Raw genomic sequence first — 13,194 nt, 5'->3', positions numbered from 1 at the left:
ACGCCGCGGACATTGCGCGCAGGCGGCCGGTTCCGCGAAAAGAGGCGATACGCCCGTCAGGTAGAATCAGGACGATTACGTTCACTGACTACTTGATGACGACGCTGACCCTGATCGTCGCTCGCGCCCGCAACGGCGTGATCGGCCGCAACAACCAGCTGCCCTGGCGGCTGCCCGAAGACCTCGCTTTCTTCAAGCGCACGACGATGGGCGCGCCCATCATCATGGGCCGCAAGACCCACGAATCGATCGGTCGCGCGCTGCCGGGACGACGCAATATCGTCGTCACGCGCGATGCCACGCGACGCTTCAACGGCTGCGACACGGTCACGAGTCTCGACGAAGCCCTCGCGCTCGCCCAGCAGGATCAGGCGCCCGAAGCATTCCTGATCGGTGGCGCGCAGCTTTATCACGAAGGGTTTCATCACGCCGACAAGCTCGTGATGACCGAGATTTCCGCCGACTTCGAAGGCGACGCGACGTTTCCCGCGCCGGACCCCGCGCACTGGGACGAAATCGCGCGCGAGACGCATCGTGCGCATGCGCCGAACGAGTTCGACTACGCGTTCGTGACGTACCAGCGCAAGCGCGACTGAGCCTTTGTGACTGGACGTCGCGCCTTTTGACGGGCGCATGAAAAAAACGCCACGGACTCGAGACCTGCCCGTACCACAAAGGTGCTGGTTTTTGAGCTAATTAACGCCGAGACCCGCGTCCCAAATGGGATTGCGGGTCTTTTTCTTGCCGGAGATATTTCCGGGAGATGGCGGGCGCAAGACTTCTCGACGTTGAGTCCGGGCATGGCGGGTAGAAGCCCGGGAGAAAGAGCTTCGAGATCAGCTTCAGAGACCCGCTTCCGAAATACACCGGGACTGAAAGAATTTCGGCGGAAATACAGCGCTACGACCAGGTGCTACATACGCAATGCGTCAATGTTCGGGCGTTCTCTTATCGGACCGGGCGACCGACGTTCGAAGCAAACTGCCTCGCAATCGCTGGCTTGCAGTGCAGCAAATTAGAGGCACTCGCTTCTGCAAAATGCAGCAGTTATGTGAAATCTGATTCCCTATGATGAAGCATCACGGTACTTGGTGCTTTCTTATAATGAAGCGAATGATTCTATTTGCGTCACTATGCTGACGCAAAATAAATTTATTTGCTTCTCGTTAATGAAGCAAAAACTTGATAGTCACTTCCCTACAGGCTATCATTTGTCGTGTTTTTGATAGCCTATAGGCCAGCAAAATGGATTCCAGAATGAGGCAACTCCGGCTTGAGCAGGTCCAGGCGTCGGTCGCAGCGTACTCGGATTTGACCAACCGTCGGCCCCCGACGCGTGGATGGCTGAAGGCCATCCGGGAGTCGTTAGGGCTCACCGAGCGACAGCAAGCCGACAGGTTAGGCATTACCGGTTCGTCCCTGCACAAGTCGGAGTTGGCGGAAGCTGAGGAGCGAATCACGCTCGGACAACTGCGCAAGCTGGCTGAGGCGCTGGACTGCGAGCTGGTCTATGCTCTGGTGCCCCGAAAGCCACTGACTCAAGTGGTCGAAGACCGGGCGCGCTCAATCGCCCTGCAGGAAGTGAGTGACGTTGCGCACACCATGAGTCTGGAAGACCAACGTCCGGCAACTGACCGACTTCGCAAACAGGTTGAACAGAGAGCGGCAGAGCTACTCCGGGGCCGCTGGTCCGACCTGTGGCGATAGATTCAGACGAACAGGACGGCCAGACACCGCTCGACCCTGACGAGCTCGCAGGGCTGATACCGACGCACCTGGCCACCAGGAGCGACCTGAATGACTGGGAGCAGGAGAACATCCTGCAAGCCGTGCAATGGGCTCGCCGTCAACGCAAGGTCGATGTCCTCAGTGAAGCGTTCTGTCGCAACCTTCACAAGAAAATGTTCGACCAGACCTGGTCGTGGGCAGGCACGTTCCGCAAGTCCGACAAGAACATCGGATGCGACTGGGCGCAGGTCAGCGTCAAACTGAGAAACCTGTTCGATAACACGCGGTGGTGGGTCGGCAACGGCACATTCCCGCCCGATGAGATTGCCGCACGATTTCACCGCGAGCTGGTGTGGATTCATCCTTTTCCGAACGGCAATGGTCGACACTCACGAATGATGGCTGATGCGCTCTTGCGCAGCATGAAACAAGCGCCGTTTTCGTGGGGCGGCGGGACATTGGTTAAAGCGGATAACGCCCGGTCGGATTACTTAACCGCCTTGCGTGCGGCGGATAAAGGTGACTACAGTTTGCTCCTGATCTTCATGCGAAGTACTGCCTAGCCGTCGCACGGACAAGAAGGACGTCAAGCCATTTGTGACAGGCCAACGAGCGTTGCGCTGTTGCGCGTGCAGCCCTGCACGACCGGCCTTTCGTCGACACCGCGCAGCTCCGCAATCGCGAGTGCAGCAGCGCTCGACACCGCCTGGTCAAGGCTCGTATGGGCTTTCAATGCCCATAAAAAAGCGAGCCTCCGAAGAGGCTCGCAGTAATCATCAGGCCTGCCCGTCTACCAACACCTTTGTGGTACTGGCAGGCTCGATACCCGTGGCGTTTTTTTGCGCAGGCGGCATGCGCCTCTTTGTGCTGACGAACGCTTACTGCCCGGCGATCGTCATCCGTTCGATCAGCACCGAGCCGGTCTGCTTGGTGCCGCGCACGATCGTATCCGCGCCGATCGCGACGATGTGACGGAACATTTCCTGCAGCGTGCCCGCGACGGTGATTTCCTCGATCGGGTACTGGATCTTGCCGTTTTCCACCCAGAAGCCCGACGCGCCGCGCGAATAGTCGCCCGTCACGTAGTTGACGCCCTGCCCCATCAGCTCCGTCAGCAGGAGACCCGTGCCGAGCTTCTTCAACATCGCCTCGAAGTCGTCCCCTGGCCGCGTGTTCGAGCTGACCAGCGACAGGTTGTGCGAGCCGCCCGCGTTGCCGGTCGTCTTCATGCCGAGCTTGCGCGCCGAATACGTCGACAGGAAGTAGCCTTCGACCACGCCGTCCTTCACCACCGAACGGCGCTGCGTGCGCACGCCTTCCTCGTCGAACGGTGCGCTGCCCATCGCGCGCGGCGTGTGCGGGTCCTCGACCACCTGGACGTGCGGTGCGAACACCGGCTTGCCGAGACTGTCGACGAGAAACGTTGTCTTGCGATACAGCGCGCCGCCGCTCGTGGCCTGCACGAACGCGCCGAGCAGCCCCGCGGCAAGCGGCGCCTCGAACAGCACCGGCACCTTGCGCGTGTCGAGACCGCGGGCGCCCATGCGCGCGAGCGCGCGCTCCGCGGCGTAACGGCCGACGGCTTCCGGATCGGCCAGATCACCGGCACTGCGCTTCGACGTGTACCAGTCGTCGCGCTGCATGTTGCGGCCGCTGCCCGCGATCGGCGCGCACGCCACGTAGTGCCGCGAATACGGGTAGCCGCCGAGAAAACCGCGCGAGGTGGCGAGCACGAACTGCGAATGCTGCGCGGAGACGCTCGCGCCTTCCGAATTGCGGATCTGCGGGCTGACGGCAAACGCGGCGTCTTCCGCGCGACGGGCGATTTCGACCGCTTCGTCGGCCGACAGATTCCACGGGTGATACAGATCGAGATCCTGCGGGCTGGTTTCCAGCAGTTCCTTTTCGGCGAGGCCGGCGCAGTCGTCTTCCGCCGTGAAGCGCGCGATGTTGTACGCGGCCGCGACGGTGTCCTTCAGTGCCTGGGACGAAAAATCCGACGTGCTCGCGTTGCCGCGCTTGTTGCCGATGAAAACCGTCACGCCGACCATCTTGTCGCGGTTGTGCTCGATCGTTTCGACCTCGCCACGCCGCACCGAGACCGACAGGCCGTCGCCCTCGGAGATTTCAGTGGCCGCGTCGCTGCCGCCGATCGCCTTCGCGTGGCGCAGGATGTCTTCGGCGATCTGCTTCAGTTCGTCCTGCGTGTGCGGGAAAAAGCGCTGTTTGACGTCCATGTCGGTGTCTGCTGCCATCGTCGTTACCGTCCGGTTCGGGGCCGGAAACCGGCCCGCGTGTTGTTCGCATCGGTGAAATTCCGCATCCCGCGATCATAGCAAGGTCCGCGCCGCCATACCTGACCTTCAACTGTCTTCAAGCTGGCGCGTTAGCCGTCCGGCCCAGGGGTTGGCGGGGCACGGCACGTTACAATATGGGCATGACACGCAAAACCCGCACTCAACCCATGCAACCCGCTCCGGAAGTCGACGAGAACGGGTACGACCGGCCCAGCAAATCGCAGCTCAAGCGTGACATGCACGCGCTGCAGGAACTGGGCGAGGCGCTGATCGCGCTGCCGAAAGACGCGCTCAAGCGCATGCCCATGCCGGAGGCGCTCAACGACGCGGTCCGCGAGGCACGCCGCATTACCGATCACGAAGGCAAGCGCCGCCAGGTGCAGTACGTCGGCCGCGTGATGCGCGGGCTGCTGGATACGGAAACGGCCGCGCTGCGCACCGCGCTGGACAGCTACAAGGGCATCAACAAGGCCGAAACGGCCCGTCTGCACTGGATCGAGCGCATACGCGAAAAACTGCTCGCCGACGACGCGGCGCTGACCGAATTCATCCGCCAGCACCCCGCCGCCGATCCGCAGGAAGGCCGCACGCTGATCCGCAACGCACGCAAGGAGCAGCAGCAGGCAAAGCCGCCGCGCTACTTCCGCGAACTGTTCCGGTGGATCAAGGACGCGAGCAAAACCGGCGACGATGACGACGAATCCGAAGAAGCCCGCGAAGATGGCGATGACGATGACGAAACCGGCACGTAACCACCCTGACGAGATCCTGATCGGCCTCGTGTCGATCAGCGACCGGGCGAGCAGCGGCGTCTATGAGGACAAGGGCATTCCCGCGCTCGAGGCGTGGCTGGGCACGGCGCTCGCGTCGCCGTGGCGCGTCGAAACCCGGCTGATACAGGACGACGCGGCCACCATTTCAGCCACGCTCGTCGAGCTGGTCGACAACGTGGGCTGCGATCTGGTGCTGACAACCGGCGGCACGGGCCCGTCGCGGCGCGACGTCACGCCGGAAGCGACGCTCGCGGTGGGAACAAAAGAAATGCCGGGCTTCGGCGAACAGATGCGGCAGATCAGCCTGAATTTCGTCCCGACCGCGATTCTCTCGCGGCAGGTGGCGGTCATCCGCGAAACGGCGGAACACGCGGCGCTGATCGTCAATCTGCCGGGTCAGCCGAAGTCGATCAAGGAAACGCTGGAAGGGTTGCGCGACGAAACCGGAGCGGTCGCCGTCGCGGGTATTTTTGCCGCGGTGCCGTATTGCATCGACCTGATCGGCGGCCCGTACGTGGAAACGAACGCGAGCGTGGTCGCGGCGTTTCGCCCGAAGAACGCGCAGCGCGCTCCCCGGTAGCGTTTCAGGCCGCTAACGGGGGCCTGCGATGCCTGCGATGACGGCCCGGAGCACAGCGGCTCAGATGGCGACGGCGGCAGCGCCGGGGGCGCTCGCCTGCGGAATCAGGAAGTGTTCGCGGTAGTACTTGAGCTCGTCGATGGATTCATGGATGTCGGCGAGCGCCGTATGCATCGCGCGCTTCTGGAAGCCCTTGTAGATCGTCGGCTGCCAGCGGCGGCACAGTTCCTTCAGCGTGCTGACATCGAGGTTGCGATAGTGGAAAAAGCGCTCGAGGTCCGGCATCCAGCGCGCCATGAAACGGCGGTCCTGGCAGATCGAGTTGCCGCACATCGGCGACTTGCCCGGCGGTACGTATTCGCCAAGGAACGCGCGGATCTGTTCGGTGGCGTCGGCCTCGCTGACCGTCGATGCGCGCACCCGGTCGATCAGCCCCGAGCGGCCGTGCGTGTTCTGGTTCCACTGATCCATTCTGGCGAGTGTTTCGTCGCTTTGATGAATGGCGAGCACCGGACCTTCGACCAGCCTGTCGAGCGTCGAATTCGTCACGACGACAGCAATCTCGATGATGCGGTCCGTGTCCGGTTCGAGGCCCGTCATTTCCATGTCGAGCCAGATGAGATTCATGTCGCTGCGAACAAGCGGGGTCTGGCCAGCAGCGTCGGGGGTGTCAGTCATGAAGGCAACCTTGGTTGTTATCAGGCAGGGGGCGTTGCATGCGCACGGCGCCGGAACGCCGCTGAAACAGTTCGTATGAGCACAACCCGCCAGCCGGCGGGAAGAAACATATAATTCTCGCATAGATACCACGGACCTCCCGGATGCCTACCCTGTACTTCACCGTTCTGTTCGTGATCGCCGTCGTGGCGATGGTCGGAACCAAACTCTGGCTCGCGTCGCGGCAAACCCGCTTCGTGGCGGCGCACCGCGACCAGGTGCCGCCGCAGTTCTCCACGACCATCCCGTTGCCGGCGCACCAGCGCGCCGCCGATTACACCGTCGAGCGCACGCGCCTCACGATGGTGGAAATCGTCGTCAGCGCCGCGGTGCTGATCGGGCTCACGCTGCTGGGCGGCGTCCAGTCGCTCGATTTCGGCATCACCGGCTGGCTCGGCCGCGGCTACGTCGGCCAGATCGCGCTGGTCGCGGCGGTCATCGCGATCATGAGCGTGATCGATCTGCCGTTCGACTATTACCGCCAGTTCGTGGTCGAAGACCGTTTCGGCTTCAACAGGATGAGCCGGCGTATTTTCTTCGTCGACCGTATCAAGGGTGCGTTGCTCGGCGCCGCGTTCGGTCTGCCGCTGCTCTTCGTCGTGCTGTGGCTGATGAACCAGGCGGGCAGTCTGTGGTGGCTGTGGACGTGGATCGTGTGGGTCGTGTTCCAGATGCTCGTGCTGGTGCTGTATCCGACGTTCATCGCTCCGCTCTTCAACAAGTTCGAACCGCTGAAGGACGAAGCGCTGAAAAGCCGCATCGAGGCGCTGATGAAGCGCTGTGGCTTCGCCGCCAAGGGTCTCTTCGTGATGGACGGCAGCCGTCGCTCGGCGCACGGCAACGCGTATTTCACGGGCTTCGGCGCGGCCAAGCGCATCGTGTTCTTCGACACGCTGCTCGCGCGCCTGTCGGGCAACGAGATCGAAGCGGTGCTGGCGCATGAACTGGGTCACTTCAAGCGCCGTCACGTGATCAAGCGGATGGTGGTCACGTTCGCGATCAGCCTCGCGATGCTGGCGCTGCTCGGCTGGCTGTCGCAGCGCGTGTGGTTCTACGAAGGGCTGGGCGTGCGTGCGTCGCTCACGGGCGGCAACAGCGGGCTTGCGCTCGTGCTGTTCTTCCTCGCCGTGCCCGTGTTCCTGTTCTTCGTGACGCCGCTCGGCAGTCTCAGCTCGCGCAAGCACGAGTTCGAGGCCGACGCCTTCGCCGCCACGCAGACGGATGCCCAGGACCTCGTCAACGCGCTCGTCAAGCTGTACGAGGACAACGCTTCGACGCTCACGCCCGACCCGCTCTACACCGCGTTCTATTACTCGCATCCGCCGGCGTCGCAGCGGATCGACCGCCTGCTGCGGCACGCATGAGCGGCCGCTTGCCCAAGGCGGCCCGCGCCGCGGCCAGCGCGCAAAAGCAGGTACACGGTCTCGTCGTCGCGGCGCATGGCCGCCATTATCTCGTCGTGCCCGACGACGGCGGCGCGCCGCTGCAATGCTTTCCGCGCGGCAAGAAGAGTGAGGTGGCCGTCGGCGATAGCGTGACGTACGAAGCGGCGTCTGCCGACCAGGGCGTGATCGTCGCCATCGACGCGCGGCGCAACCTGCTCTATCGGTCCGACCAGTACAAGTCGAAGCTCTTTGCGGCAAACCTCGACCAGTTGCTGATCGTGCTCGCCACCGAGCCGCATTTCAGCGAGGACCTGCTCGGCCGCGCGCTGGTCGCGGCCGAAGCCAACGAGCTGAAGCCGCTCATCATGCTGAACAAGACCGACGTCGAGGCCGCGCTTCCGGGCGCGCGCACCCGGCTCGCACGCTATCGCGAACTCGGGTATCCGGTCGTGGAAGTGTCGATCAGGACACGTCCCGACGAGGCTCGCGCGGCACTCGGTGAACATCTGACCGGCCATTCGACGCTTCTGCTCGGTCAGTCCGGCATGGGCAAATCGACGCTCGTGAACCTTCTGGTTCCGAACGCCGAAGTCGCGACGCGGGAGATTTCGACCGCGTTGAACAGCGGCCGCCATACGACCACGTACACGCGTCTTTATCCATTGCCAGAAGGCGGCTCGCTCACCGACTCACCCGGTTTCCAGGAATTCGGCCTGCACCATCTCACCGAAGGGCGTCTCGAACGCGCGTTTCCGGAGTTTCGTCCGCTGCTGGCGGATTGCCGCTTCTACAACTGCCATCACCTGCACGAGCCGGGCTGCGCGATCCTCGACGCCGTCGGCAATGGCCGCATCGCGCGCGAACGTCATGCGCTCTATGCGCAACTTGTCCACGAAGCCAGCCAGATCGTGCGCTAGGCGCCGACTGCCGCCCGCCATGATGAAACTGATGCGCGCCCCGAACGTGGTGACCGGACAGCACTGGATCAACGTGCTGTCGGCGGCGGGCGTCGCGTGCGAGTTGCACAACCGTTATCTGAACGGCGCACTGGGCGAGATTCCCGCGGAACAGTGCGCGCCGGAACTGTGGCTCGTCGATGAACGCGACGAAGCGCTTGCGCGCCGGTTGATCGACGCGGCCTCCCGCGGTCCTGCCGAGGGGGCGCCAGCGTGGCGTTGCGCCCAGTGTGGAGAGACGCTGGAAGCGCAGTTCACGGTGTGCTGGCAATGCGGGACCGCGCGGGATCCGCTTGACGGCTGACTGCTGCTGATTCGATTCGCAGGCAAAAAAAGAGGCCGGGGTTCATTCCGGCCTCTTCTGCTTTGCGACTGATGGTTCCGGGCCGCGAGACTCAGGCGAAACTCAGGCAAGCCACACGGCGATCGTCAGCATGAGCAGGATGATCATCCACAGGATAACCGCGCGCCACACCAGCCCGACCGCGGATTGCAGCGTGCGCGGCGTGCAGTCGTCGCCGACCTGCATCGGGCCGCCGTCGCCGGTCGAAAGCGCATCGAGACTCGACGGCTCGGCAAGCGGCCCGCTCAGGCGCGCGCCGAGCGCACCACTGCCCGCGGCGAGCAGGACGCCATCGTTCGCATCGGGCCACTGCCGCGCGTGATTGCGCCACGCATAGATCGCATCCTCGAAATTGCCGACGATCGCGAAACCCAGCGACGTCAAACGCGCCGGAATCCAGTCGATCACGAAAAATGCCCGCTGCGCGAACGTTGAGAACGCCGGCGTGCGATCATCGGCCGGCTTGGACCACGTCCGCGCGAGATATTCGGCGATGCGATACAGCACCGCGCCGGCCGGCCCGACCGGCACGAGAAACCAGAAAAACACGCCGAACACGTGACGATGCGACGCGATCACCGCATAAATCAACGTGTGACGCACGATCTCGCTGACCGGCATATCGACGGTTTCGAGGCCAGTCCACTCGTTGAGAATTTCACGCGCGCGCGGCACGTCGTCGTTGTTGAGCGCGAGATGGATGTCGGTGAAATAGTGACTGAATTGCCGGAAGCCGAGCGTGAAGTACACGATCACGACGTTCCAGAGGAACGCGAGCACGAAGTTGATCTCGTACAACACGTAGTAAACGGCGCCGACGAAGAGCGTCCACGGCAGCACCACAACCAGCCAGGCGAGGATTCCGTGCTTCGGCTTGCCGGCGTCAAAGCCGTGCGCGGCAGACTCCGCATGGTACTGAAGCAGCGCTGACACCGGATTGCTGGGCGACAGCGCGCGCAACTGTTCGATGATGAGAGCCAGTAATACCGAGAAAAATGTCATGCGGTGCGCCGTGCTATTCGGGTTTATGCGATCGTTTTATAACGATAGCACAGGGTCGGATGAGCCTGAGCGTACATGGGGCGCAAACGCTTGAGGCACAAGACGGTCTTTCGGGTCAGGCCGCGAGGAAGCGATAGAAATTGCGCAACATGCCCGCCGTTGCACCCCAAATGAAGTGATGACCGTCCGATTCGCTACGCGGATAAGGCATCGCAAAAAAACGACGCTCCCCGCCTTCCCAGCGAAACACGCGGACTTCGTGACGCGCCGGGTCCATCAGAAAGGCGAGCGGCACTTCGAAGATTTCGGCGACTTCGAGCGTATCGGCTTCGACCGTGAACGGCGGATGCACGAGACCGATCACCGGCGTGATGCGAAAGCCGGTGCCCGTGAGGTAATCGGGCAACGAACCCAGTACTTCGACGCGCGTCGGATCCAGCGCGACCTCTTCTTGCGCTTCGCGCAGCGCGGTCGCGATGGCGCTCGCGTCCCAGGATTCCCGGCGGCCGCCCGGGAAACTGATCTGGCCAGCATGGTCGTTGAGATGGTCGGCGCGCTGCGTCAACAGCACGGTGAGCCCTTCGTCGCGCACGACCAGCGGTACCAGCACAGCGGCGAGCCGCGGATCGCCGTCACGCAGACGCGTTTCCACGAGCGGCTCCGGCGCCCACGCGAGCGTTTTCTCAAACCGCGCGCGCAGGCCGTCGGGCGTCAGGCGTTCGGGCGCAACGACGGGCAGATCGATACCCGTCGATTCGACAGGCAGGGCTTCGGGTTCAAAAACGGGACGGGTCAACGGGTTTCCCGGAATGGGGCGAATGAACTGGACAGGACGCTATTCTGACGTATCAAAGAAAAAAGCACCCGCGAGGGGTGCTTTTCCTTACAGCGCTTACAGGTTTTATGCCTGGGAAGCAGCGCGGTCTTTCGAGACCAGCTTTTCCTTGATCCGGGCCGACTTGCCCGAACGATCGCGCAGGTAGTACAGCTTTGCGCGACGCACGTCACCACGACGCTTCACGACGATGCTTGCCAGCAGCGGCGAGTACGTCTGGAACGTACGCTCGACGCCTTCGCCCGACGAAATCTTGCGGACGATAAACGACGAGTTGAGGCCACGATTGCGCTTTGCAATCACGACGCCTTCATAAGCCTGCACACGCTTGCGCGTGCCTTCAACCACGTTCACGCTGACGATCACCGTATCGCCGGGAGCGAATTCGGGGATGGTCTTCTCGCCGAGGGCGCGCGCGATTTCTTCCTGCTCGAGTTTTGCAATCAGATTCATCACTGACTCCTATGTCCATCTTGTCGGCGTTCGTACCTGCCTTGCGCTGGCGTTGCCTGTTGCGCGCGGCTACGGCCCCGATAGAGGATGGGTTCACATCTGGCGCCGCACACGCATGTGCGACACCGCCTGGTGCTCACTCGGAATCGTGAAGGCCTACGCCTTCGACGCTTCTTTCGCGAGACTTGCAAGCCATGCCTCATCGGCACGGCTCAGCATCTTGTTCTTTCTGGCGCGCTCGATCAGATCGGGGCGCTTGACTACCGTGTTGCGCAGTGCTTCGCGCCGACGCCACAACTCGATTTCCGCATGATGGCCGCCGAGCAGCACATCGGGCACGCGCACGCCGTCATATTCTTCGGGCCGCGTGTAATGCGGACAATCCAGCAACACGTCGACGAAACTGTCCTGCACCGCCGACTGCGAATCGTTCAGCACGCCTGGCAACTGACGTACGACGGCATCCATTAACGCCATCGCCGGCAACTCTCCGCCGGACAGCACGAAATCACCCAGACTGACTTCTTCGTCGACGACCCGGTCGATCAGGCGCTGGTCGATCGCTTCATAGCGACCGCACAGCAGGATCAAACCCGGTTGCTGCGCGAACTGCATCACGCGATCGTGATTGAGCGTTGCGCCCTGCGGCGACATCATGACGACGCGCGCACCGGTCACACCCTGCTCTGCCTGCGCGGCTTTCGCAGCGCCGATCGCATCTTCAAGCGGCTTTGCAAGCATGACCATGCCGGGACCGCCGCCATAAGGGCGATCGTCGATGGTACGGTAGTTGTCGGTCGTAAAATCGCGCGGATTCCACGTACGCAAACCGTATCGCTGCTGCTTCGCTGCCCGGCTGGTGATACCCCAATCGGTCAATGCGCGAAACATGTCAGGAAAGAGCGTGACGACATCGAACTGCATCGCTCTCCCCATTCAGCGAATCGTGCCCGGTACCGTGCTGCCGGCACCGCGATTAATAATCAGCTTCCCAGTCGACGACGATCTGCTTCGCCGCCTGATCCACCGTTTTGACATAGACGCCGACAAACGGAATCAGACGCTCGCCGGTAACCGGCTTGCCGTCTTTCCCCGTGGCCGGGTACTCGATGCGCAGCACCGAATGCGCACCGTTGTCGATCATGTCGGCAACCGTGCCCAGCGCAACGCCAGATTCGTTGACGACATTCAGGCCGAGCAGGTCGACCCAGTAAAATTCGTCGGCCTCGAGTGCCGGGAAGTCACTGCGACACACGTACACGCTGTGACCACGCAGCGACAATGCCACGTCGCGGTCAGCCGTGCCGCCCAGTTGGGCAACGATGCTGTCGCTGTGTATCTTCGACTGCAGAACGGGGGCAGAGCGGCGCTCGCGGCCTTTCAGCAGCCACCAGCGTTTTGCGCTCAGCAAGGCGTCGCCGCCTCGCCCGGCGTCCGCATGCGCGGCCACCTTCACCCAGCCCTTCAGGCCGTACGCGTCGACAATTGCGCCGACTTCGACGGCATCGTCCGGCCAGCTTTCCGCCGATTCAGCGCGCATTTCTGCTGCGACTGGAGCGGCGGCTGCCGGTACAACCCGCGCTGCCGGCTTGCGGACAAAGGCGCCAAATGAAGCTTCGCCACGATTCGCGGTTTTGCTACGGCCTGAGCCGTCGGAATCACGCGTGGACATGGGCCAACCTCACAGCCAGCTTCGGGCCAACTTCAGACAATACCTGCGCATCCGGCACGCCGCACAGTTCGCGCGACACGCCCGCGATGCGCATGCTGACTACCATCAGGCAGCCGGCTGCGCCTTTTGCGCTTCCTTCACGAGACGCTGGACGGTCGGCGACAGCTGTGCGCCAACGCCTTGCCAGTACGTCAGGCGATCTTGAGCGATACGCAGCGACTCACCCTTCGTAGCAACCGGGTTGTAGAAGCCAACGCGTTCGATAAAGCGGCCGTCACGACGGTTACGCGAATCGGTTGCGACGATGTTGTAGAACGGGCGCTTCTTGGAGCCGCCACGAGCCAAGCGGATGATGACCATACTGGAATCCTTGAAATCCGGGGTTCGGAACCACTGAAACGCGAGATTATAGCCCGAAAGCAACGCCATAACAAACACTTACGGGGATAAACT

Annotated in this window: 16 protein-coding genes; 8 read left to right on the top strand and 8 right to left on the bottom strand. The window is 62.7% G+C overall.

From position 1 onward, the window contains the following. Nucleotides 1-95: 95 nt before the first annotated feature. From BLV45_RS03625 to BLV45_RS03615, 3 genes are all read left to right on the top strand, one after another. Nucleotides 96-596 (top strand): dihydrofolate reductase, encoded by a 501-nt coding sequence (locus BLV45_RS03625; RefSeq protein WP_090529078.1) that lies wholly within the window; start codon nucleotides 96-98, stop codon nucleotides 594-596. 649 nt (nucleotides 597-1,245) lie between these two features. Continuing rightward, complete coding sequence (locus tag BLV45_RS03620; protein ID WP_090529073.1) at nucleotides 1,246-1,707, top strand: mobile mystery protein A; 462 nt, start codon at nucleotides 1,246-1,248, stop codon at nucleotides 1,705-1,707. Beyond that, nucleotides 1,698-2,291 carry a mobile mystery protein B gene (locus tag BLV45_RS03615; RefSeq protein ID WP_090529070.1) on the top strand — a complete coding sequence of 198 codons (594 nt, stop codon included), beginning with the start codon at nucleotides 1,698-1,700 and terminating at the stop codon, nucleotides 2,289-2,291. The genes BLV45_RS03620 and BLV45_RS03615 overlap by 10 nt, the downstream gene beginning before the upstream one ends. A gap of 315 nt (nucleotides 2,292-2,606) precedes the next feature. Here the strand turns inward: BLV45_RS03615 and pmbA are convergent, their stop codons facing one another. Beyond that, a complete protein-coding gene (gene pmbA, locus BLV45_RS03610; RefSeq protein ID WP_090529066.1) occupies nucleotides 2,607-3,983 on the bottom strand; it encodes a metalloprotease PmbA in 1,377 nt (458 codons plus the stop codon). A gap of 182 nt (nucleotides 3,984-4,165) precedes the next feature. Here pmbA and yjgA point away from each other — a divergent pair, with 182 nt between their 5' ends. Both yjgA and mog read left to right on the top strand, forming a co-directional pair. After that, nucleotides 4,166-4,777: a ribosome biogenesis factor YjgA gene (gene yjgA, locus BLV45_RS03605; protein WP_090531039.1), complete on the top strand. Its 612-nt coding sequence runs from the start codon at nucleotides 4,166-4,168 to the stop codon at nucleotides 4,775-4,777. Then, a complete protein-coding gene (mog, locus tag BLV45_RS03600; protein WP_090531037.1) occupies nucleotides 4,758-5,378 on the top strand; it encodes a molybdopterin adenylyltransferase in 621 nt (206 codons plus the stop codon). Before yjgA ends, mog begins: the two co-directional genes overlap by 20 nt. Before the next feature lie 60 nt (nucleotides 5,379-5,438). On the opposite strand, the gene orn is transcribed toward mog, so the two are convergent. After that, complete coding sequence (gene orn, locus BLV45_RS03595; RefSeq protein WP_090529063.1) at nucleotides 5,439-6,056, bottom strand: oligoribonuclease; 618 nt, start codon at nucleotides 6,054-6,056, stop codon at nucleotides 5,439-5,441. Nucleotides 6,057-6,199: 143 nt separating this feature from the next. Between orn and BLV45_RS03590 the strand changes: the two genes are divergently transcribed. The 3 genes from BLV45_RS03590 to BLV45_RS03580 are packed head-to-tail and all read left to right on the top strand — an operon-like array spanning nucleotide 6,200 to nucleotide 8,740. Beyond that, on the top strand, nucleotides 6,200-7,459 hold the full coding sequence (locus BLV45_RS03590) for a M48 family metallopeptidase (RefSeq protein ID WP_090529060.1): 1,260 nt from the start codon (nucleotides 6,200-6,202) through the stop codon (nucleotides 7,457-7,459). Then, nucleotides 7,456-8,397 (top strand): ribosome small subunit-dependent GTPase A, encoded by a 942-nt coding sequence (gene rsgA, locus BLV45_RS03585; protein ID WP_090529057.1) that lies wholly within the window; start codon nucleotides 7,456-7,458, stop codon nucleotides 8,395-8,397. The genes BLV45_RS03590 and rsgA overlap by 4 nt, the downstream gene beginning before the upstream one ends. 22 nt (nucleotides 8,398-8,419) lie before the next feature. Then, the gene (locus tag BLV45_RS03580) at nucleotides 8,420-8,740 is read left to right on the top strand and encodes a putative signal transducing protein (protein WP_090531035.1); all 321 of its coding nucleotides are present in this window, start codon (nucleotides 8,420-8,422) and stop codon (nucleotides 8,738-8,740) included. Between the two features lie 102 nt (nucleotides 8,741-8,842). Here BLV45_RS03580 and BLV45_RS03575 read toward each other — a convergent pair whose 3' ends face one another. The 6 genes from BLV45_RS03575 to rpsP form a co-directional block, all read right to left on the bottom strand. Next, complete coding sequence (locus BLV45_RS03575) at nucleotides 8,843-9,781, bottom strand: CobD/CbiB family protein (RefSeq protein ID WP_090529054.1); 939 nt, start codon at nucleotides 9,779-9,781, stop codon at nucleotides 8,843-8,845. A 115-nt stretch (nucleotides 9,782-9,896) separates the two neighbouring features. Next, nucleotides 9,897-10,577: a CoA pyrophosphatase gene (locus BLV45_RS03570; RefSeq protein ID WP_090529051.1), complete on the bottom strand. Its 681-nt coding sequence runs from the start codon at nucleotides 10,575-10,577 to the stop codon at nucleotides 9,897-9,899. Between the two features lie 105 nt (nucleotides 10,578-10,682). Then, nucleotides 10,683-11,069, bottom strand: a complete 387-nt coding sequence (gene rplS / locus BLV45_RS03565) for a 50S ribosomal protein L19 (protein ID WP_020069334.1) — start codon at nucleotides 11,067-11,069, stop codon at nucleotides 10,683-10,685. Between the two features lie 156 nt (nucleotides 11,070-11,225). Beyond that, on the bottom strand, nucleotides 11,226-11,993 hold the full coding sequence (gene trmD, locus BLV45_RS03560) for a tRNA (guanosine(37)-N1)-methyltransferase TrmD (protein WP_090529048.1): 768 nt from the start codon (nucleotides 11,991-11,993) through the stop codon (nucleotides 11,226-11,228). Nucleotides 11,994-12,045: 52 nt separating this feature from the next. Beyond that, nucleotides 12,046-12,741 (bottom strand): ribosome maturation factor RimM, encoded by a 696-nt coding sequence (rimM, locus tag BLV45_RS03555; RefSeq protein ID WP_090529045.1) that lies wholly within the window; start codon nucleotides 12,739-12,741, stop codon nucleotides 12,046-12,048. Between the two features lie 105 nt (nucleotides 12,742-12,846). Then, entirely contained in the window at nucleotides 12,847-13,101 is a 255-nt protein-coding gene (rpsP, locus tag BLV45_RS03550; RefSeq protein WP_006476550.1) for a 30S ribosomal protein S16, read from the bottom strand. Between the last annotated feature and the right edge of the window lie 93 nt (nucleotides 13,102-13,194).

The sequence above is a fragment of the Paraburkholderia sartisoli genome (genome assembly GCF_900107685.1).
Classification (GTDB): Bacteria; Pseudomonadota; Gammaproteobacteria; order Burkholderiales; family Burkholderiaceae; genus Paraburkholderia; species Paraburkholderia sartisoli.
This window is presented reverse-complemented; position numbering and strand designations above follow the sequence as displayed.